This window comes from Actinophytocola sp., assembly GCF_035634895.1.
GTDB lineage: Bacteria > Actinomycetota > Actinomycetes > Mycobacteriales > Pseudonocardiaceae > Actinophytocola.
On the sequence record NZ_DASQCC010000010.1, the window covers coordinates 57,681 to 79,679 of the forward strand.

Below are 21,999 nucleotides of genomic sequence, written 5' to 3' on the forward strand. Positions count from 1 at the left end.
CCTTCCGGGGCGTTCAATGCTCGGCATTCGTGACTCCTGTCCGGGCGGAGTGGGCAATGGTGCTGAATCGACGGGATGCTCTGCGTGCGGGCGCGCTCGGGGCCGCCGTGGCGGCGACGGGTGGGCTGGCCGGGACGGCGTACGCGGACCCCCGGCGACCACATCCGGAGCACACCACCCTGGACCGGACGCTCCTGCTCGGGACACCCGGCGCGGGTGGCTACCGGCCGATCGTGAGCGGGGCGGGCGAACCGCACCTGGTGCGGGACGAGCTGCTGGTCACCAAGGCCGACCGCCACGGCGGACACCAGGGACGAGGCCGCGCGCTGCTCGCGTTCGGCCAGCTCACCGACATCCACGCGATGGACACCCAGTCGCCGGCCAGGGTGGAGTTCCTCGACCGGTACAACGATCCCGACTCGCCGTTCGCCGGGCTGTTGCCGTTCGAGTCGTCCTACCGCGCGCACGAGTTCCTGTCCGCTCAGATCAGCGACGCGATGGTGCGCGCGGTCAACCGGGTCGGCCGTGGCCCTGCCACGGGGCGGCGGCTGTCGTTCACCATCGCCACCGGCGACAACGTGGACAACGTCCAGCACAACGAGCTGCGGTGGTACATCGACCTGCTCGACGGCCGGCGCGTGCGACCGGACTCCGGTGACCTGACGCGGTACGAGGGCGTCGCCGACCACGCGGCCTACGACGTCCGCTACTGGCACCCGGACGGCACGCCGGCGGGGCAGGCCGACGACCTGCCGCGTGCGCGGTTCGGCTTCCCCGTCGTGCCCGGCCTGCTCGACGCGGCACGCCGCCCGTTCCGCGCCGCCGGCCTGGACATGCCGTGGCTCACCGCGTACGGCAACCACGACGGTCTGATCCAGGGCAACCTGCCGCCGATCCCCGCGCTGGCGCCGCTGGCGGTCGGCGACCGCAAGATCGTCGGCCTGCCGCCGGGGACCGACATCATCACGCTCGCACAGCAGCTTCAGACGCTGGATCCCCGCGGTATCGCCACCCTGTTGTCCGGCCCGGTGCGCACCGTCACGCCCGACCCGGACCGGCGGTTCGTCAGCCGGGTCGAGACCATCCGCGAACACTTCACCACGACGTCCTCGCCGAGGGGACACGGCTTCGGCCGCTGGAACCTGGCGACCGGCAACGCCTACTACGCGTTCGACCAGGGTGTGGTGCGTGGCATCGTGCTCGACACGGTCAACCCCAACGGCGGCTCCGAGGGCTCGATCGACGCCGCGCAGTACGCCTGGCTCGAGCGTGAGCTGACCGCCGGCAGCAGCCGCTACCGCGACGCGTCGGGCCGCCGGTGCCGGGACCGGCTCTTCGTCGTGTTCAGCCACCACACCATCGGCTCGATGGACAACGTCGTCGGCGAGCCGGGCCGCGTCGACGGCGCCGGCGTCCGCGACCTGCTGCTGCGCTTCCCGAACGTCGTGCTGTGGGTGAACGGCCACACGCACCGCAACACCGTGCTGCCGCACCGAGCACCTGGCGGCGGCGGTTTCTGGGAGGTCAACACCGCGGCACACATCGACTGGCCGCAACAGTCCCGAGTCCTCGAACTGGTCGACAACGCCGACGGCACCCTGTCGATCTTCGCGACGATCCTGGACATGGCCGCCCCGGCCACGAGCGGCGGCCGGCTCGACTCCCCGACGGCACTCGCCGCACTGGCCCGCGAACTGGCCGGCAACGACTGGCAGTCCCGCGCCCGCCCCGTCCCGGGCGAGGACGGCCGCCGAGGCGCGGTCGCGGACCGCAACGTCGAGTTGCTCCTGCCGTCCCCGTTCCGCGTCGGCGCGGCCTAGCCGCCGGTCGGCAAAGGGCGTCGAGACGCCGGTGGCTCGACGACCCACCGGCCGCGAGAGTAGGGCTCAGTGCTCCAGCTCCAGGGAGCGGCTGAGCTTCTCCCAACGGGTCAGGTCGGCGCGCAGCAGCTCGTGATGGGCGGCGATGCTGTCGACGGCGTCGTTGCCCATCGCCAGTCGCAGCGGCGGGTCGGGGCTGTCGAGGACCGTCAGCACGGCCTGGGCCGCCTTGCGCGGGTCGCCCGGCTGGGTGCCGTCCATGGCGTCCACCGCGGCGCGGGTCGTGCCGGTCGAGACCGCGTACGCGTCGATGGTCCGCGACCGGTGCATCCGCTCCCCGCCGAACCCGGTGCGGAACGCCCCGGGCTCCGCGATCAACACCCGGATGCCGAACGGCGCGACCTCCGCGGCGAGTGCTTCGGACAGACCTTCCAGCGCGAACTTCGCCGCGCAGTACGCCCCGAAGCCCGGCATGCTCAGCTGGCCGCCCATCGAGCTGATCTGGACGATCGCCCCGCCGCCCTGTGCGCGCAGGTGCGGCAGGACGGCCTTGGTCACCGCGACGGCACCGAAGAACATGACGTCCATCAGTGCCCGCAGGTCCGCGAGTTCGAGCTCCTCGACGGCGCCGACGCTGCCGTGCCCGGCGTTGTTGACCGCCACGTCCACCCGGCCGAACTCGGCGAGCGTCCGCGCGACCGCGGCGGACACCTGCTCCGGGTCGGTGACGTCCAACGGCGCGGTCCGCACCCGCTCTCCGCCCGCCGCGACGAGCTCGGCGAGCTGGTGCGGCCGCCGGGCGGTCGCCATCACCCGGTCGCCGGCGGCCAACGCCGCCAGCGCCAGCTCCCGACCGAACCCCGCCGAACAACCGGTGATCAACCACACCCGGCCAGTCCCTGTCATCGTCGCTCGCACTTCCGTTCCGCGTCCCTCGTGAGCAGTGCCCCCACCCTGACCGATCACGTCGGGACCAGGCCAACACAGGCTTTCTCCCGCGGTTACAGTCTGAGGCTGTGACCATGGAGCTGCGTCAGCTGCGGTACTTCGTCGCTGTCGCCGAGCACCTCGGCTTCAGCCGTGCCGCCAGGCATCTGCACCTCGCCCAGCAGTCGCTGTCGCAGCAGATCGGCGCGCTCGAACGCGGTCTCGGGGTCCGGCTGTTCGACCGCGACACTCGCGGCACCCGTCTCACCGGCGCGGGACAGGAGTTCCTGCCGGCGGCGCGCGCCGTCCTCGCCAGTGCCGACGACGCCGTCGCCGTCGTGCAGCGCGCCGGCCGCGGCGAGATCGGCCACCTCGACCTGGCGTTTCTCGCCTCCACGGCCAACTACATGCTGCCGCCGGTGGTGCGCGCCCTGCGGGAACGCCTCCCCGGCATCGAGGTCACGACCCACAACGAGCAGATCGGCGAGCTGGTCGCCGGGCTGCGAGACGGGCGGTTCGACGCGGCGTTCACCCGGCCACCCCTGGTCGCCGACCTGGCCACCCGGACGCTGGCCACGGAACCGGTGTGCGCGGTACTGCCAGCCGGACACCCGCTCGCCACCCGGACCCAGCTCCGCCTCGCCGACCTGGCCGGCGAGGACTGGGTACTCACCCCGCGGGAGTCGTGGCCGCCATGGCACGAGAAGTACGACCGGGACTTCACCGCCGCCGGCTTCACGCCGAGGGTCGTCCAGCGGGCCGGCGGGGTTTCGAACCTGCTCGGCCTCGTCGCCGCCGGCGTCGGCGTGACCCGCCTCGCCCACTCGGCGAGCAGCATCCGCCGCACCGGCGTGGTGTTCGTTCCGCTGGCCGGCGACCAGGCCGAGACCGTCGTCGCGTGGCTGCCGGGCCGCGACGAACCGGTACTGCGCAACCTGCTCGACCTCGCCGCCGGCCTCGCCGTCGCCCCCGACCTCACCCGCTGGGGCTGACATCGAGCCGCACTCGGCACGGCCGGCCCGCCGCGCGGCGGGCGAGGGGTAGACAGGCCGCCATGACGACGACCGAGCAGCCATTGTTGTTGCTGGTGCTGGATCTCATCGGCACCTTCGCGTTCGGACTCAACGGCGCGCTGACGGCGGTCCGGGCCGTCCGGCTCGACATCGTCGGGGTGGTCACGCTCGGGGTGATCACCGCGCTGGGTGGGGGCATCATCCGTGACGTCCTGATCGGTGACGTGCCGCCGGCCGCCTTCCGTGACTGGCGCTACCTGGCGTTGGCCATCGGCGGTGGGCTGCTGGCGTTCGCGCTCAGCCAGCGGCTGGACCGGCTGGAGCTGCCGATCAACGTGCTGGACGCGGTCGGGTTGAGCGTCTTCGCGGTGATCGGCGCCAGCAAGGCCGTCGCGTTCGGTCTCGGGGTGGGGCCGGCGATCATCCTGGGCGCCGTGACCGGGGTCGGCGGGGGCACGATCCGCGACACTCTCGTGCGGCAGGTTCCCTCGGTGCTGCACAGCAACCTGTACGCGATCCCGGCCCTGACCGCCGCCGCGCTCACGGTGCTGGCCGTCCAGGTCGGCATCTACGGCCTGCCCGCCGCGCTGGGTGCGGCCGCGATCTGCTTCGCCATCCGGATGCTCGGCGTCATCCTCGGGCTCAACGCGCCGCGTCCGCCCGGCGTGCCGGAGGACCGCTGAGCCCGACCGGAAGTGCGTCCCGGAACCGTGAACGGGTTACCCGGTGGGGCGCAACTGTGTGTCCCAGGTGTGGCTCATCGGCCACCCGTGGTCGGCGTGATCAACCCGTAGTGGCCGTCGTGGCGCCGGTACAACACCGTGCCCCGGCCGGAGGTCCGGTCGCGGAAGAACCGGTAGGGCATCTCCGTCGCGTCCAGCCGCGCCACCGCCTCCTCGGCGGTGAGCTCCGGCGTCGGACGCGGGTCGATCGTCAGCGGTGTCACCGAAGCGGGTGGAGGCGGGAGGGGCCGCATGCGGGAGAGCCGGTACCCGGTGGGGCCGACGCGATAGATGAGGCTGTCCTGCCCGCTGCCGGCGTCGACGAACAGGTGGCAGTCGTAGTCCATGACATCCATCGTCAGCGCCGCGCGGTCCGGCGTGGTGCGGGCCAACGGGTAGGACTTGTGACGCACGATCCTGCGTGCGCCCGCCGGGACGGCCACCGGTTCCGGTGCCCGTCTCGCCGTGGGCCACGGGCGGGGTTGGTCCGGGTTGGTCAGCCGCGCCACCTGCTCGGCCAGCCGCGCCCGCAGCGACTGGCTGGCCTCGTGCACGAACGCCGCGGCCACCTGCGCGCGGATGAGGGCCTCGCCGATGTCCAGGTTCGCCTGCGCGAGCACCGGACAGCGCCCGCTCGACCGCGTTGCCACGGTGAGTTTGACCCGGGCGGACCGCACCTGTGACCGCGCGGGAAGCCGAGACTGGAGTCGCTGCACGACGTCGGTGACCTGCCGGCGCGCGTACTCGCGTGCACCGTCCACGATCTCCCCCACGGTCTGCACCACCACACCGTCGAACATGGGGGAGATTTTCAACCGGGCCGGCCGGGCCGGCACAGGGACGAAGGTCCCGGTCGACCAGAGCCTTCCGTAACGCGAGCGAGCCGGGCCGTGGTACGTCCGCGGTTGTGCCACCGTCCGGTGGGCAGGCGCCGCGGCGGAAGCGGATGCGGGCGAAACACGCGGAACGCGGTCAATCGGGTTACGAGATGACAATGGTGAGGGTGATCGCGGCGAAGGTGATGCTCTGGGCGGAGTGCACGATGATTCCCATCCATGCGGATCGGAAGCGTCGGGTTGGATAGGCGAAGAGGAAGACGCCGGCCAGCACGCCCGAGGGGATGGACCATGGTTGGTGCAGGTGGTAGAGGCCCATGAGGGCACCGTTGACGATCCAGTCTGCTCTGCCGAAGGCGCCCCGCATCCGGGGCAGCAGCAGCCCGCGGGAGAGCAGTTCCTCACCGAGCACGGTGTTGAACAGGAACAAGATCAGGATCAGGGCGAACAGCCACCAGTTGCCGTGCAGGGTGTCATGGCCGCCGGCCGAGGTGAGGAACTTTGCCGAAGTCGTGACTGGACGGTCCGGACAGACCGAACGGGATGAGTTGAAGCACGGCGAAGCCGAGGATGAACGGCACAGCCCACAACCACAACCGGCCGCCGCGCCGCCCGGTCGAGTCTGATGGCGGTGTGAGCCACAACGCGCCACGCACCACGGGCCGGCGCGGGGTTCGCTGTTCGCGGGCGACCAGTACCAGCACCAGCACACACTGCCAGATCACCCCACCGGTCAGGGCAGCGATCAGGGTCACCGTGAACCGCGCTTCGGTGGCGCCACGACCGGCCACGGCCGGGGTCACCTTCCAGGCAAGTACTCCCATCGGCACCGCCGCCGCCAGCCAGATGCCCAGGACCGCCGCGCGGGAATACTGGCGAACGGCGACGCCGGTTCCGTCGACAGGTGCAGCGCCCACGTCCGTCTCCCTCGAATGCGCGCTCAGACAGCGTCGATGATGACCGCGCCGCCCATCATGTTCGCTCCGGCAGAGCCCCGGAAAACAGGTGAGGCCAGCCCTACCGCCCAACACTGGCGCCACGGCATCGACCACCCGATCGTCGCGGGCGTTGACCATCGCCGGTGGTTCTCCCCGGATCGGCGGCCGCCGCGACGCTCCGGCAGTCCAGGCCTGGCGGGTTGGCAACAGCCACGGTTCACACACCCGCCACGACGGCGCACCTGATCAGCCTGAACCCGCCGAGCCGCCCGTGTCGGAGAGGCCTGACATAGTGGGCCGATGTTGCGTCAGGTGGCCGATGGTGTGTGGGTTCGGCAGAGCGAGTGGGTCTGGAGCAATGCGATCGTGGTGCGGGGGGAGGGTGGGCTGGTCCTGGTCGATCCCGGTATCGGCGGTTCGGAGCTGAGCGGGCTCGCCGATGACGTGGACCGGCTCGGGGTTCCGGTGGTGGCCGGGTTCGCCACCCACCCGCACTGGGACCATCTGCTCTGGCACTCCCGGTTCGGTGACGTGCCGCGCTACGCCACGGCCGCCTGTGCGCAGGTTGCCGGGGAGGCCCGGGAACGGGCACAACGGATGGCGGCGGAGAGCGCGTCGGGCGTCCCCCTCGAACTGGTCGGGCTCCTCACCCCGCTGCCCGCGGACGGGGGACCGGTGCCGGGTGAGATCGTCGAGCACGACGCGCACGCCGTCGGTCACGCCGCGGTCCTGCTCGCGGATCGTGGTGTCCTGCTCGCCGGGGACATGCTCTCCGACGTCCTGATCCCGCTCCTCGACGCTCGCCGCCCGGGGCAGGTGGATGCCTACGATTCGGCGCTCGACCGGCTGGCTGAGGGTGCCCGGCACGTCGATGTCCTGGTTCCCGGCCATGGTGCGGTCGCCGAGGGTCCCGAGGTGGCGGCCCGTCTCGCCGCCGACCGTGCCTACCTCGACGCGCTGCGGCGCGGCGTGGAACCGGTCGACGCGCGGCTGGATCAGGACTGGCTTTCCGGCCCCCACCAGTCGAACCAGGCGCAGGCCCGGCACTCGGCCGGATGACTCGGGCGCCATCGCCACCGGTGCGCCGGCGATCGAGGCCGGACTGTCCGGGCGCGACCGGAGCCAGAGTGGTTCAACCGGACAGTTCCTCGACGCGGGTGTGGCAGGCCGAAAATCCCCGTGCCCAAATTGACGGAAGGCCCGATAGTAGTTGCCTAATCAATTAGGTAGTTGCCTGCTCAATCTCTTTCGCGTCAGGCGGGTCATTCTCCTTGTTGGGGTATACAGTATTCGCGTCCACCGGAACCCCCAAGGCCGCGCCCGCCAGGCTGTTCGCCCACGAGAGTCCATCTCGTTTGTGCAGCTGACGATAGGTGTTCGTGAACGCTACTTCATCGGGAGTCGGTCTCCGTCTGGGATTCACCGCGTCCACTCCTAGTGCAGAGATACTGGGTTGATTCGAGCCGGTTACCCTATTCGGGCTACCGTCGCCCCCGGACCAGCAGGGTTGCCCCTGATGGGTATGGAGTCCGAGTCGGGTAGGTCAGAGCGCCGCTACCATATTCAGCTGCTTCGGCCAGTCGTAACACCAGTCATACTACGACCGGCGGATCCTGTCGACTACAACAATCCGCCGCACTATCGAAATTCTATCCGCCTACCACGGCGATCATGATTCCTGCCCGGACGGACCGGACCCGGTTCCCGGTGGTGAAGCCGCTCCCCCGCGGAGTCCGTGCCGGTACGGGCCCCGACGCGGCGGCCGCGCGGGCTTGCCGGTCTCCGGCGCGCGGTTACGCCGGACGGGCGGGAAAACATAACATGGGCGTACTCACTGTGCAGCGAGGTGCGACATGACGACGACAGAGGCCGGTTTACCGCCAGGTGAGCGAATTCGATTATTCCGCAGACGGATGGGGCTGACCCAGGAACAGTGTGCGCAGCTGAAGGGCTGCACGGTGTCGGCGTGGCGCAAGTGGGAGTCGGGGGAGCGGCAGGTCGCGTCGTTCTCGGACTGGATCGAGATCGCCAGGATCCTGCGGGTGCGCGACCTGTACAACCTGACCGGACTGCCGGTCGGCGAGATGCCGGAAGGTCCGGGGGAGCACGACACGGTGCCCGCGATCCGCGCGGCGATGGTGTCGTTCAACCCGCGGCTGACCGACGAGCCCAACGTGCGTCAGCTGTGCACCGCGGTGGAGACCGCCTGGGACATCTGGCAGGAGCGCAGGCCGTTCCAACAGGTCGGCATGATGCTGCCCGGGTTGATCACCGAGACGCGGGCGACCATCCCGCTGGTCGACGGGCCGGAACGCGGCGAGCTGTTGCGTACCGCGTCCATGCTGTACTTCCTCACCAGGGCGTTCACCACGCGGGTCGGCGCGCACGACGTGTCGATGCTGTCCGCCGACCGCGCGATGGCCGCGGCCATCAAGGCGGACGACCTGGACTACCGCGCGGCCGCGGCGTGGAACGTGGGCATGATCCTCACCGGACAGGGGCACACCGAGGTGGTGGCCGAGCTCGCGGCCGACGCCGCGGCCATGCTGGAGCCGACACTGGCCGACGCGACGCCGCAACGGATGAGCGTCTACGGCGCCCTGCACCTGTTGCGCGCCACGCAGTTCGCCCGGATGGGGGATGAGCACGGCGCCGCGAGGGCGTTGGAGACAGCCGAGCAGGTCGCCGCGAAGGTGGGCGAGCGCAACGACTTCCGCACGGTGTTCGGGCCGACGAACGTCGGCATCTACCGGGTGTGGCTCGCTGTTGAACTGTCCAAGCCGGGCGAGGCGATCCGCGCGGCGCAGCACTGCGAGGTCAGCGGGCTGCCCAGTGTGGAGCGGCGGTTCTCCTACTTCGTCGAGCTGGCCAGGGCATACAGCATACGAGGCGAGGATGTCGCCGCGGTGCACATGTTGCAGAGGGCCGAGCGGGAGTCGGCCGAGGAGCTGCGGTTGAACGTGGAGAGTCGGGCCGTCGTGTGTGAGCAGCTCCGCAGGGAGAACTCGCTGACCCGCTCGGAACTTCGTCCGCTCGCCGACCGGATGGGTGTGCTGAGCCACTAGGAGGGTCGCGTCGTGGTTCGGCGCGGGTCTACATCGGCCGGGTGACACTCGGGGGGACGGTGCCACACGTGGTGGTGCTTGGGCGTACCACGGCTCGTGGCGGCTGCTCCTAGGTGTGTCGTCTATATTCGGTCCTGCCGATCATCTCAGGGGGATTTAGCTGGTTGGCAACCGTTTACACGGGTGAAAGGGACGATCGGCGGCTCGTCGCTCGGTAAGCGTGTGCACGGTGTTTCTTTTGGTCGGGGCCGAACGGAAAAGACCGGTTTCGCGCGATCAGCGCACCGAACCAATGCGACCTGTGTGGGACTCCGCTTCCCGACTTCGCCCGATGTGAGGAAAGGTCAGGTAATGACCGGCAGCGATTACACGCGACGGCGTTTTCTGCGCGATGCCGTTCTGGCGAGCGGCGGCACCTGGTTACTCGGCGCGTGTTCGTCGACACCGGTAGTGTCGACGGACACGGCCGCCGCCGGCGGCCGCGGTGGTGCGGCACAGGCGGGCCTGCCCGCCATCGAGGGCGCCCAGCTGGTCACCGATCCGGCGCGGATGCCCAAGAAGTTCCGGGAAGCGCCCGAGTTCGCCAAGCTCGTGTCGGAAGGAAAGCTGCCACCGGTCGCCGAGCGCGTCGGGTCCGCGCCGCTGGTGCTCAAGCCGGTCCACTCGGCCGGCGGCTACGGCGGCGAGATTCGCCGCGGCTTCGTCGGACAGGGCGACTTCCAGAACGCCGTGCGGTTCTGTTCCGGACCGGACAGCCTGCTGTACTGGGACTTCCGGTTCGAGAAGGTAGTGCCCAACGTCGCCGCCGCGTACGAGCTGAGCGACAACGACCGGGTCCTCACCCTGCACCTGCGCAAGGGGATGCGGTGGTCGGACGGCAGTCCGTTCACCGCGGACGATCTCCTGTTCTGGCGCGAGGACGTCAGTCTGTCCCCCGAGCTCGGCAGCGGCTCGTCGTCGATGCGGATCGGCGGTGTGGAGGTCGAGCTGGAGAAGGTCGACGACCTCACCGTGCGCTATGTGTCCAAGACACCCAACCCGACACTGCCCGAACGGCTCGCCGGGTGGACCGATCTGGCCGGAATGGCCGCCAACGCGCATCTCGGCGGGGGCGGGTTCCTGCCCAAACACTACCTTTCGCAGTTCCATCCCAAGTACACCTCGGTGGACGCGGCCAACAAGCTCGCCACCGACGCCGGGTTCAAGGGATGGGCGGCGCACTTCCGCAGTCTGGCCTCCTGGCACCAGAACCCGAAGCTGCCGACGGTCACGCCGTGGGTGCTCACCCGTCCGATCAACAACCCGCCGTGGGAGTTCGGACCGAACCCGTACAGCATCTGGGTGGACGACAAGGGAAACCAGCTCCCGTACATCGGCCGGATCACGATGGGCAACGTGGAGAACACCGAGGTGCTCGCGTTGCGTGCGGCCGCGGGCGAGTACGACGTGCAGGACCGCCACCTCGTCGTGACGAACCTGCCCGTGCTCATCAAGAACGAGAAGCGCGGCTCGTACAAGATCCACCGGGCGCCGAACACCGAAGTGGACTGTGGCATCCGGCTGAACCTGGCCTACGACACCGACCACGAGCTCGGTGAGCTGATCCGCACCGTCGAGTTCCGCCGGGCGCTGTCGCTGGGCATCGACCGGGGCCAGATCAACGAGGCGTTCTTCCTCGGCACCTGTACGCCGACGGCGACGATGGCCGCCAGGGGCAGCATCTACGACCCGGGCCCGGAGTGGCACACCAAGTGGGCGACGCACGACCCGGCGAAGGCCAACAAGCTGCTCGACCGGATCGGACTGACCACGAAGGACAGTGCCGGCTATCGCATGCGAAAGGACGGCGCCGGCCGGATCATCCTCGACTACCAGGCGTTTCCGAGCATCGCCGACTTCATCGGGATCGGCGAGATGGTCAAGCGGCAGTGGCAGCGGATCGGCATCGACGTCAACGTCGCGTCCGCCGAGGCCAACCTGCTCACCCAGCGAGCCACGGCCAACCAGCTGATGCTGTCCGGCCAGTCCGTCGGCACCGACGACCCGTTCCTCAAGGCCGACACGTTCCTGCCGACGGTCACCAACAACTACCCCGGGATGATCGGCATCCCCTACGCCAAGTGGTTCGCCTCCGGGGGAAAGCAGGGCACCGAGCCACCGGACTCGCTCAAGCTCCTCAAGGACGCGATGGCGCTCTACGCGAAGGGGCTGTCCGAACCGGACGACGACGAGCGGGTGCGCATGGGCAAGAAGCTCTACATGATGCACGCCGACCAGGTGTGGTCGATCGGCATCGCCGGGTTCGGTCTCGCGGTCAACGGCGTCTACCTGACCAACAACCGGTTGCGCAACGTGCCGGCCAGGGTCGTGAACTCGTTGCAGATGAAGAGCATGAACAACACCTATCCGATCACGTTCTACTACGAGTGACGGTGACGCCGTGCTGAGCTACGTCGGCAGGCGGCTCGCGCTCGGACTGTTCACGGTCTGGGCGGTGTCGGTGCTGAGCTTCCTCATCATCCAGCTCCCGCAGGGGGACTTCGTCACGACGCACATGACCGAGCTCGCCGACAGCGGAAACTCCTCCGCCGTCTACGAAGCGGAGCGGTTGCGTGCCGAGTACGGTTTGGACCAGCCGATCTTCGTCCAGTACTTCGACTGGATCGGCGGGGTCGTCCGCGGCGAGTTCGGCATGTCCTTCGACTGGAACCGGCCGGTGGCCGACGTGATCGGCGACCGGCTGGTGCTCAGCATGGTGGTCTCCGTCGCCGCGATCATCTTCACCTGGGCGGTGGCGCTGCCGATCGGTGTGTACTCCGCCGTCCGGCGCTACTCCATCGGCGACTACACGCTGACGTTCCTCGGCTTCCTCGGTCTCGCGGTGCCGAACTTCCTGCTGGCGCTCGTTCTCATGTACATCGGGTTCGCCGTGTTCGGCACCGACGTCGGCGGCCTGTTCTCCGCGCCGTACGAGAACGCGGGGTGGAGCTTCGCCAAGGCATGGGATCTGCTGAAACATCTGGTGATCCCGGCGATCGTACTCGGCACGGCGGGCGCCGCGCAGCTGATCCGCATCATGCGCGCCAACCTGCTCGACGAGCTCAGGAAGCCCTACGTCATCACGGCGCGGGCCAAGGGGCTTCCCGAACGCCGCGTCGTCACCAAGTATCCGGTTCGGGTCGCGCTCAACCCGTTCGCCAGCTCCATCGGGTTCCTCTTCCCCCAGATGGTGTCCGGCTCCATCGTGGTGTCGATCGTGCTCAGCCTGCCGACGGTCGGGCCACTGCTGTTGCGGGCGCTCCAGGCCCAGGACATGTTCCTGGCCGGCGCGATCGTGTTGCTGCTGGGGGTGATGACCGTGATCGGCACGCTGGTCTCCGACCTCGTGCTCATGTGGTTGGACCCGAGGATCCGTCATGCCACGTGACGCCGTCGTCGACGAGGAACGGATCTCCGTCGCGAGCCAGCGCCAGCTGATCTGGTGGCGGTTCCGCAAGCACCGGCTGGCGATGGCCGGCGCCATCATCGTGTTGTTCTTCTACTTCGTGGCGCTCTTCGGCGACTTCCTGTCCACTTCGGACCCGCAGGCGTCCGAGGGCCAGCGGTCGCTGATGCCCCCGCAGGCCGTGCACCTGTTCGAGGGCGCCTCGCTGTCGCCACACGTCTACGCGGTGGTGGGGCAGCGCGATCCGGACACGTTGCAGCGTTCCTACGCCGTCGACCCCACCAGGCGGATCCCGGTCCGGCTCTTCGCGCACGGCTACGAGTACAAGTTCCTCGGCCTGTTCACCACCGACATCCATCTGATCGGCACGGAGGGCACCCCGGCCGAGCGGTCGCTGTTCCTGCTCGGCACGGACCAGCAGGGTCGGGACATCTACTCCCGGCTGGTCCTCGCCACCCGCACCTCGATGCTGATCGGCCTGACCGGGGTGGCGCTGAGCATCGTGTTCGGGGTGACGCTCGGCGGGATCTCGGGCTACTACGGCGGTGTGGTCGACACCGTCATCCAGCGCGTCATCGAGGTGCTGCGGTCCATCCCGGTCATCCCGCTGTGGATGGGGCTGGCCGCGGCGATGCCGAAGGACTGGAGCGTCACCCAGGTCTACTTCGCGCTCACGGTCATCCTGTCGGTCATCGGCTGGACCGAGCTCGGCCGAGTGGTCCGCGGGCGGATGATGCAGATCCGCCGCGAGGACTTCGTGACCGCGGCGGAGCTGGTGGGCAGCCGCCCCCGGCGGGTGATCTTCGTGCACATGGTGCCGCTGTTCGCGAGCCACATCATCGCGGCGACGACACTCGCGCTGCCCCTGATGATCGTCGCGGAGACGTCGCTGAGCTTCCTCGGGCTCGGACTGCGACCTCCCTCGATCTCCTGGGGCGTGATGCTCCAACAAGCTCAGAACGTGCAGGCCGTCGCGCTCTCACCGTGGATGCTGGTTCCGGTCATCCCGGTGGTCGTGGTGATCCTCGCGTTCAACTTCCTCGGCGACGGCCTGCGAGATGCGGCGGATCCTTATGACCTCTAGACACTTACCCGAGCCGGCGAGCGTGGCACCGGTTCCGGACGACACCACCCTGGTCTCGGTACGCAACCTGAAGACGCACTTCCTCGCCGACGAGGGCACCACCCGTGCCGTCGACGGCGTGAGCTTCGACGTCTCCGCCGGGAGGACGCTCGGCGTGGTCGGCGAGAGCGGCTGCGGCAAGAGCATCACGGCCCGCTCACTGCTCGGCATCGTCTCACCGCCGGGCAGGATCATCGAGGGTGAGATCCTGCTGCGGCGCGAGGGCCCCGAGGGTGGCTGGGTGGACCTCGCCAAGCTGCCGCCCGACGGACCGGAGATCCGGCGGGTCCGCGGCGGCGACATCGGACTGGTGTTCCAGGAGCCGATGAGCTCGTTCAGCCCGGTGCACACCGTCGGCGACCAGATCGTCGAGGCCGTCCGGCTGCACTGCGCGATGTCCAGGCAGCAGGCCGAGGAGCGGGCCGTCGAGCTGTTCAGGCTGGTCGGCATCCCGCGCGCGGAGGGGGTGTTGAAGGAGTACTCCTGGCAGCTGTCCGGCGGCCTGCGCCAGCGCGCGATGATCGCCATGGCGCTGGCGGGCCGGCCGAGGCTGCTGATCGCCGACGAGCCGACGACCGCGCTGGACGTCACCACCCAGGCGCAGATCCTCCAGCTGATCCGCGACCTGAAGCGCGACACCGACATGGCGGTCATGCTGATCACCCACGACCTCGGCGTGATCGCGGAGATGGCCGACGAGGTGCTGGTGGTGTACCTGGGCCGGGTGGTCGAACGCGGCCCGGTCGAGGAGATCTTCAACGCGCCGCGGCACCCCTACACCCGGGCGTTGCTCGACTCGATCCCGAGCATGCAGTCCGTGGCACGCAAGAGGTTGCCGAGCATCAGCGGCTCGGTGCCGCATCCGTTCAACCGGCCGTCCGGCTGCGCGTTCAACCCGAGGTGCCGGCACGCGATCGCCGAGCTGTGCGAGAACGTGGAGCCGGACGTCCACCGGCTCGCCCCGCGCCACGAGGTGACCTGCCACCTGTACGACGACAGGGTCACCAAGGGGAACCGGATCGACCTGCCGCTGCTGGTGCCGCGGTTCGCCGACGCGCCCGACCAGATCGACGAGATCGACGCGATCGAGGAGATCGGCGACCGGGTGGCGCCGGCGAGCGAGGACGATCCGGTCCTGCTCCAGGTGCGGCGGCTGACCAAGTTCTTCCCGATCCGCTCCAGGCTGTTCGGCCGCGTGCGGGCCAGGGTGCGGGCGGTGGACGAGGTCTCGTTCGACCTGCGGCAGGGCGAGACCCTGTCGCTGGTCGGGGAGAGCGGATCCGGCAAGACCACCGCCGCCCGGGCCATCCTGCGCGCGCTCGACCCCGACTCCGGGCAGATCCTGTTCCACCGCCTCGACGGCGAGGTGGTGGACCTGGCGGCGCTGTCCCGTCAGCAGGTGCGTCCGCTGCGCGCCGAGCTGCAGATGGTGTTCCAGGACCCGTACTCGTCGCTGAACCCGCGGATGACCGTGCTCGACATCGTCGGCGAGCCGTTGAAGGTCAACGGGATCGGCACCAGGCAGGACCGCGTCGACCAGGTCGTGAAGCTGCTCGAGCTGGTCGGGTTGCGCCCGGAGTACCTGCACCGGTTCCCGCACGCGTTCAGCGGCGGGCAGCGGCAACGCATCGGCATCGCCAGGGCACTGGCACTCAACCCGCGGTTGGTGGTGGCCGACGAGCCGGTCTCGGCGCTGGACGTCTCCGTGCAGGCGCAGATCCTCAACCTGCTGGTCGAGCTGCAGGACCGGCTCGGCCTGACCTACCTGTTCGTCTCGCACGACCTCAGCGTCGTCAAGCACATCAGCGACCGGATCGCCGTCATGTACGTCGGCCAGGTGGTGGAGCTGGGCAGCCGCGACGACGTTCTGTTCACCCCACGACACCCGTACACGGCGACCCTGCTGGCCGCCGTGCCCCGACCCGACCCGACCACGCGGCTCACGTTCACCCCGCCGCGCGGCGAGATCGCCGACCCCACGAACCCGCCGAGCGGCTGCTACTTCCACCCGCGCTGCCCGTTCGCGATCGAAAGGTGCCGCACGGAGCGCCCCGTGTGGCACGAGATCACCCCGAACCGCCGGGTCCGCTGCCACCGCGCCGAGGAACTGGAACTGCGCGGCATAGCGGTCTGAGCCACCCGCCGACGTGTCCAGACCCCGGGTCGGCAGTGCCGGCCCGGGGTCTGGACACCTGTCTGACGGGTCAGGCTTCCGGCGTATCACCTCCTCTGCGGCGGCCGGCCGGCAGGGCGATGACCACTGCGACCAGCGCGACGCCCAGGGCCAGGAGGGCGACGGCCATCGCGGTCCACCAGGCGGCCTGGGACGGCGCGGCGGGAGTGCTGCTCATCATGATCATCGAGCCGTTGTCGTCCCCGTCCGCCCCGGCGGCGGACAGGGCCAGCACCGGAGCCGGGTGCGCCGGCTCCGGCTCACCCGACACGGGCTCGTCGATCCACCGCTGCACCTGGCCGTCGTCGTAGGTCTGGACGACCTTGAAGACCATCCGCTCGGTCCTGGGCAGCATGCCCGCGGCGATCCGGAACACCTCGTACTCGCCCGGCTTGATGCCCGGGCCGGTCGCGTGCCATTCGACCGCGCTGACGACCTCGGACACCTCGCTCCCATGGGCGGCCTCCACCGAAGCCGGTGGCGCCGTCCTGGTGACCTGGTACGTCCAGCCCGCGAGGGGGAGGACCGCCACCTCGGCGATCGGAGCGTCCGCCGGGAACGCCACCGCCACCGTGACGGTGCTCGAGGTGTCGGTCTCCGTCGGCACCCGGAACGAGATCTCCGCGGAACCGCCCTGCATCGCCTCGTCCGCGTGGACGCTCACGTGTGCGACGGCGACCGAGCCGCCTCCCGCGACGAGTGCCACCGCGGCGGTCAGGACGACGCCGAGCCGGGCGAGCAACCGGGACATTCGCGATTCTCCTTCCGAGTTCCTAGAGAGCGGCCAGCCCAGACGACCCGGCGGGGAGCACCCGGAAGATGCCCCACATCCCGGCCTCGGTGAACGGTTGGCGCATGTCGCCGTACAGGTAGTCGCCGGTGGCACGCGTGGTACCACCCGCACCGCCGACCAGCTCGACCTCGGCCGTCTCACCGGCGGTCAACGACCGCGCCGGCAGCAGCTGCGACCGCTGGTCGCTGCCGCCGTTCCACATGTGCGGCTCCTGCGGGAAGACGTGCCCGCCGACGCCGAACACATGGAACTGGTCGGAGGCGCCGATCGACAGCCGCACCACGACCGGGTCGCCGGCGATCGCCCGGAACACCGGGGTGGCCGGATCGCCGAACCGCGTCGAGCTGAACGCGAACTCCCATGCGGGATCCGAGTTCGGCGGTGACGAGGTCAACCCCAGCCGGGTGGTGAGCGGTGCGCTCGAGTAGTTGATCTGGCTGTACACCGGGGCGTTCGCGACCGGCTGGTTGAACAGCGGGAACTGGCTGTTCACCCCCGTACCGGCGATCACGTCCTGGTACTGGTTGACGCTCTGCGCGTAGTGCATGTCGTTCGTCCCCATGCTGACCGAGAACTCGCGGAAGTTCCCGCTCGCGGCGCGGATGATCGCCTGGCCGCTGGTCCTCGTCGCACCGAGCTGTGCACCGTCGGCGCTGTTGAACCACGTCGACCCGGCCGGCTCGACGATCACCTGGCCGTAGGCGCCGTGCCGCATGGACGCCGGGCTGCCCAGGTTCTGGAAGACCGACGTGCCGAGCAGCTTGTCGGCCGCGAACCGGTAGGTGAACGTCTGCCCCGCGGCCACCGTCGTGTCGGGGTTGAGCCCGACCGCGCTGCCCGCCGAGGTCTGCGGGTTGAACAGCAGCTTCCCGAGATCGAACCCGGCTCGCGTGCCACCGTACTGAGTGCCGGCGGCGATCTCGTTGTGCAGTGTCACCTGTAGACAGTCACCCTGGTTCACCCGCAGCACCAACGGTTCCGGCCGTTTCGTGCCCGCCTTGATGGCGGCCGCGTCGGAGGTCAGCGAGTAGACGATGCCGTTCGTGTCGGCCTGGGGGGCCGTCGGCAGCGTCTGGTCGAAGACCGACACGTCGTAGGCACGCACCGGAGCGCTTGCCGCGCAAGGGCTCGCCGTGGAGGAGACCACGCCGCTCGACGTCGCCGCCGGGTTCGGCCCAGGCGTCGCCTGGGTGTTCCCGGTCGCCGGTGTCAGGATCGGGAACCCGGCGCCACTCGGTGGAGCGGTCCGGTCCGGCAGTGCCTTCAGGTCCGATCTCAGGTGGTCGTGCACCCGGAAGATGCCCCACCCGCCTGACTCGAAGACGAAGTTGCGGCTGCTGTAGTACAGGTAGTCGCCCGCCATCTGCCGTGGACCGCCCGCACCACCGTCGAGCACGTAGTCGAAGCGCTCCGAAATACCGGTCGTCGCGGCGTCGACCAACTCGCCGTCGGCGTTGAACCGTTCCCTGGCGAACCGGTGTCCCTGGATCCGCAGCGCCTCGACCCGGTCGTTCAACCCGATCGTGCGGACCACCACGGGATCCCCGGCGTAGGCACGCAGGAGCGGCGTGGTCGGGTCGCCGTACTTGACCGAGGAGAACACGTACGGATCCACCGCGGTCACCGTCGCGGCCACGGTGTTGGCCGCCGTCGGGTCGTTGACCCGGCTGGTCGCGTTGCGGCAGACGATCCCGCCGTTGAACTCCTGTCTCTGTTGGGTGCCCGACCCCGGCGGCGTCCGTTCTCCGATGGGCGCCGCTCTCAGGTTGATCGAGCTCTCCTCACACTCCTGACCGGCGTTTCGGTCGATCCGCCCGACGGTGGCCTGATCCGCTGTCAGCTCTGCCCTCCCGCGGCGCCCGGCCCCGAGGAAGATCATGAACTCCCGGAACGAGCCACGCACACCGGCACCGACGGTGCTGCTGGTGTGGATGTCGACGATCGTGCCGCTGCGGACCTCGGCACCGGTCCTCGGGTCGTGGTAGGTCGAGCCGCGCGGCTCGATGATGTGGGCGCCGAACAGGCCGTGTGCCCAGGACTGGATCCCGTTCACGTGGTCGTGCCAGAACACCGTGCCACTGTCCACATCGGAGTACCAGCGGTACTGCACGAACTCGACCGACACCGGCTCACCGGTCGCGTGCGCGTTCGAGAGCGCACGGTCGAAGGTCAGTGTGGTGCCGCTGATCGCCGTGATCCGCCGGATCTCGATGTTGGCCTTCCCGCTGCCGACGGCGATGGAGATGCCCGGTCGCAGATTGTCCACATTGGACAGTGTGACCGTGGTGGCACCCGTCGCCGTCCCAGAGGTGATCGTGTGCGGTTGCAGCGAGTTGGTGTACACCGACTGCTCGAAGGACATCCCGGAGATCACCCCGTCGGAGCTCTGCGGGTCGAACTGCACGAAGTGCGAGTGCATGTTGACCTTCGGCTGCTGCGCCGGGTCCATCTCGTTCGTCAGCGTGATCGCCACGCAGTCACCGACATTCGACCGGATCACCAGCGGATCGGGCGACTTCACCCCACTCCGCGCGTCCGAGAGCACCTTGTCCTTGTCCTCGTTGAGGACGAAGACAGTCCCGTGCTCGTCCCGCTCACGCACGGTCTCCTGGATCGGCACACTGATCCCGGTGACGTTGTACGTCCGGACCGGCGCGTTCGCCGGACAGATGCCGTCCGGCCGGGTCGACGAGCCGGTCTCGCCGAGCCACGCGGCACCCGAGTGGCCGTTCGGCGCGAACGGCGGCCGCAGGCCGAGATGCGGTCTCAGCAGCGGCCAGGCCGGACGGCCGTTGGTGGGGTTGAACATGATCGGATTTCGCTGTCCCGGTGTCGGCGACTGGTAGTCCGGCCACACCTCGGTGGTCTCGGGTTCGCCGTTGTACAGCGGTGCGGCCGTCGTGCCCGCCTTCTGCCAGTCCCACACCGTCGCGTCGTTGTTGTCACGCCGTACTCCCTGTGGTGGGAGCTGGCGCTCGACGAGGTCGGAGAGCAGGACCTGGCTGCTCGTCGGGGTGCCGGACGCGATCACCGTCCTGCCTTCGACGGTCCTGCCGACGAGCCCCTGCGAGGTCACCGCGGTCGGCGGCGCCGACCGGCCGGGAACCACCGCCAGGTCGGGCTGTCTGGTGTCGAACACCCGCCAGAACGACCACATGCCCGCGATGTAGTGGTGAGCGATGTGGCAGTGCCACAGGAAGTCGCCCGCCGCCTGCTGGCAGCCGCCCGCGCCGCACTCGATCCGGTTGTTGTAGCTCTCGCCCGGGCCGAGGGTCTGGGAGTCGAGCATGATCGAGGAGGCGTCGTTGGGCGGGTTCTTCTCCAACCCGCCGGCGAAGTTGTTCGCCACCGCGTTGGGGTTCTGCGGCCAGCGGTCGCCGCCGCCGTGCAGGTGGTGCACGTGCAGCTGCTCGCCACCGGCGTGCGCGATCCGAACCATGGTCGGCTCACCCAGGTAGGAGCGCGGCATCGGGGTCGCCGGATCGCCGTTGTTGTACGAGCCGTAGATCAGCGACTCGGCCGCGTGCACCGACTCGTCGGTCTGGAGGCCCCGGCGCGTCTGCAGCTCGAGCCGCCGGTAGAACGGCTCACTGCGGTAGTTCAGCCCCCGGCCGCCCGGCCGGTAGCTCAGGGTGCCGTACCCACAGTTCGCGCTCACCCCCTCGTCCCGCATGGCGAACGGATCGCCGACCCCGAGCCCGTCGGTCTCCGCGATACAGCTGACCGGGGTGCCACTCTCGCGCGGCGGCCGCCGCAGGTTGAACATCTCGTCGCCGATCTCGTGGTACAGGATCACGAACTCGCGGAACGAGGTGCCGCTGCCCGGCCGGATGATCGCGGCGAAACTGTTGAACGTCCGGTCGGACGTGCGGTCGGCGCCGGTGTCCGGGTCCAGGAAGGTCGACCCGGCCGGCTCGGCCACGAGCGCGCCGAACAGGCCGTGCAGGGTCAGCTGGGTGGAGTCGCCGCCGCTGTGGAACACCCGGACGCCCTCGCCCATGAGCGGGTCGAGGAAGTAGCGGTAGGTGTAGCTCGCGCCGGGCGGCACCATCACGTTGGTCGGGTTGTTGCCGACCGCCTGGCCACCGCCGCCGGCCGCGGCGTCGTAGGAGACGCCGGGAATGTCGATGGAGACCGAGGGCACCCCACCGGGCTGGGTGATCAGTGGCACGGCGGTGAACCCGGGACCGCCGCGCGGTGCGGCGGTCAGCTGGTTGGTGAGGTTGATCTGCACGCACTCGCCCAGCCGGGCACGCAGGACCAGCGGCTGGATCGGGTCCTGGCCGAGGCCGTTGGACACCTTCGCGCCGCTGCCGTCCGAGCCGACCGCGGCGTTGGCCTTGAGTGCCGCCTCCTGCGCCCGTACCGCGCTCAGCTTCTCGGCCTGCACGTACATGAACCCGAACGGGTCGTGGTCCCCGAACCGGTCGATGGTGATGTCGACGTTGATGGCCACCACGTTGAAGGTCCGGGTCGCCACACCGCTGCCGCCGCACCCGCCGACATGCGTGGTGGGCGCGACGTCGTCCGCGGTGGCGGACGGCGCGGCGTACGACGCCGGCACCAGGAAGATCCCGGCGACCAGCACCACGACGGCCGACACCGTGCACGCGACGTGTGCCGGATGCCGGTGGACGGCCGGCGGGGCGATGGCGAGCCGGTCGACCCACCCCGCGAGGAGGGTCAGCGTCGCCAGGCCGGCGACCAGGACCACCGGTTGGACCGCGACGGCGTTCTGCAGGCCGTGGTCGGCGAGGCTCGCCACGTCGAGGGCGGTCGCGTGGTGGGCGGCGTGTGCTTCCCCGCCCGCCACACCCGCCAGCTGGTGCAACGGCGTCAGCAGCGCGGCAAGCGGCGCGAACAGCGGGACGAAGTACAGCGACAGCAGTGCCGCCCTGCCCACGTACGCCGTGGGGCGCCGCGCGGTCATGCCGAACAGGGAGGCGGTCCGGCCGGCCAGCCACACGGCGGCCCCGGCCACGGGGACGGTCAGCATGGCGTCCAGCAGGACACCGAGGAGATGGTCGGTCTGTGCGATGCCCCCGGACGGCACCGCCCCGGCGTGGCGCGACAGGGTGACCGCCACGGCGACGACCACCGCCAGAACCACGCCGCCTTCCTGGCCCGTGCGGGCGGAAAGCGGC

General features: G+C 69.8%; 15 protein-coding genes. 9 read left to right on the forward strand and 6 right to left on the reverse strand.

The window, feature by feature from the left end:
* The first annotated feature begins 56 nt into the window (after window positions 1–56).
* Window positions 57–1,820 carry a TIGR03767 family metallophosphoesterase gene (locus VET29_RS02035; RefSeq protein WP_324913750.1) on the forward strand — a complete coding sequence of 588 codons (1,764 nt, stop codon included), beginning with the start codon at window positions 57–59 and terminating at the stop codon, window positions 1,818–1,820.
* 66 nt (window positions 1,821–1,886) lie between these two features.
* Here the strand turns inward: VET29_RS02035 and VET29_RS02040 are convergent, their stop codons facing one another.
* Window positions 1,887–2,726, reverse strand: coding sequence for an oxidoreductase (locus VET29_RS02040; protein ID WP_324913752.1), 840 nt, complete (start codon window positions 2,724–2,726; stop codon window positions 1,887–1,889).
* A 116-nt stretch (window positions 2,727–2,842) separates the two neighbouring features.
* Between VET29_RS02040 and VET29_RS02045 the strand changes: the two genes are divergently transcribed.
* Together VET29_RS02045 and VET29_RS02050 are read left to right on the forward strand one after the other, a co-directional pair.
* Window positions 2,843–3,739, forward strand: a complete 897-nt coding sequence (locus VET29_RS02045; RefSeq protein ID WP_324913864.1) for a LysR family transcriptional regulator — start codon at window positions 2,843–2,845, stop codon at window positions 3,737–3,739.
* A 62-nt stretch (window positions 3,740–3,801) separates the two neighbouring features.
* Complete coding sequence (locus VET29_RS02050) at window positions 3,802–4,443, forward strand: trimeric intracellular cation channel family protein (protein WP_324913754.1); 642 nt, start codon at window positions 3,802–3,804, stop codon at window positions 4,441–4,443.
* Window positions 4,444–4,517: 74 nt separating this feature from the next.
* Here the strand turns inward: VET29_RS02050 and VET29_RS02055 are convergent, their stop codons facing one another.
* From VET29_RS02055 to VET29_RS02065, 3 genes are all read right to left on the reverse strand, one after another.
* Window positions 4,518–5,282 (reverse strand): sigma 54 modulation/S30EA ribosomal C-terminal domain-containing protein, encoded by a 765-nt coding sequence (locus VET29_RS02055; RefSeq protein ID WP_324913756.1) that lies wholly within the window; start codon window positions 5,280–5,282, stop codon window positions 4,518–4,520.
* 181 nt (window positions 5,283–5,463) lie between these two features.
* Window positions 5,464–5,901, reverse strand: coding sequence for a CPBP family intramembrane glutamic endopeptidase (locus VET29_RS02060; RefSeq protein WP_324913866.1), 438 nt, complete (start codon window positions 5,899–5,901; stop codon window positions 5,464–5,466).
* Window positions 5,792–6,394, reverse strand: a complete 603-nt coding sequence (locus tag VET29_RS02065; RefSeq protein WP_324913869.1) for a hypothetical protein — start codon at window positions 6,392–6,394, stop codon at window positions 5,792–5,794. The genes VET29_RS02060 and VET29_RS02065 overlap by 110 nt, the downstream gene beginning before the upstream one ends.
* Before the next feature lie 162 nt (window positions 6,395–6,556).
* Between VET29_RS02065 and VET29_RS02070 the strand changes: the two genes are divergently transcribed.
* From VET29_RS02070 to VET29_RS02095, 6 genes are all read left to right on the forward strand, one after another.
* Window positions 6,557–7,315: an MBL fold metallo-hydrolase gene (locus VET29_RS02070; protein ID WP_324913758.1), complete on the forward strand. Its 759-nt coding sequence runs from the start codon at window positions 6,557–6,559 to the stop codon at window positions 7,313–7,315.
* A gap of 794 nt (window positions 7,316–8,109) precedes the next feature.
* Complete coding sequence (locus VET29_RS02075) at window positions 8,110–9,321, forward strand: helix-turn-helix transcriptional regulator (protein WP_324913760.1); 1,212 nt, start codon at window positions 8,110–8,112, stop codon at window positions 9,319–9,321.
* 351 nt (window positions 9,322–9,672) lie between these two features.
* Window positions 9,673–11,751, forward strand: a complete 2,079-nt coding sequence (locus VET29_RS02080) for an ABC transporter substrate-binding protein (RefSeq protein WP_324913762.1) — start codon at window positions 9,673–9,675, stop codon at window positions 11,749–11,751.
* 10 nt (window positions 11,752–11,761) lie between these two features.
* Window positions 11,762–12,748 (forward strand): ABC transporter permease, encoded by a 987-nt coding sequence (locus VET29_RS02085; protein ID WP_324913764.1) that lies wholly within the window; start codon window positions 11,762–11,764, stop codon window positions 12,746–12,748.
* Complete coding sequence (locus VET29_RS02090) at window positions 12,738–13,850, forward strand: ABC transporter permease (RefSeq protein ID WP_324913766.1); 1,113 nt, start codon at window positions 12,738–12,740, stop codon at window positions 13,848–13,850. The genes VET29_RS02085 and VET29_RS02090 overlap by 11 nt, the downstream gene beginning before the upstream one ends.
* A gap of 22 nt (window positions 13,851–13,872) precedes the next feature.
* The gene (locus tag VET29_RS02095; protein WP_324913769.1) at window positions 13,873–16,023 is read left to right on the forward strand and encodes an ABC transporter ATP-binding protein; all 2,151 of its coding nucleotides are present in this window, start codon (window positions 13,873–13,875) and stop codon (window positions 16,021–16,023) included.
* 70 nt (window positions 16,024–16,093) lie between these two features.
* Here VET29_RS02095 and VET29_RS02100 read toward each other — a convergent pair whose 3' ends face one another.
* Both VET29_RS02100 and VET29_RS02105 read right to left on the reverse strand, forming a co-directional pair.
* Entirely contained in the window at window positions 16,094–16,813 is a 720-nt protein-coding gene (locus VET29_RS02100; RefSeq protein ID WP_324913771.1) for a YcnI family protein, read from the reverse strand.
* A gap of 22 nt (window positions 16,814–16,835) precedes the next feature.
* Window positions 16,836–21,965: a hypothetical protein gene (locus VET29_RS02105; protein WP_324913773.1), complete on the reverse strand. Its 5,130-nt coding sequence runs from the start codon at window positions 21,963–21,965 to the stop codon at window positions 16,836–16,838.
* Between the last annotated feature and the right edge of the window lie 34 nt (window positions 21,966–21,999).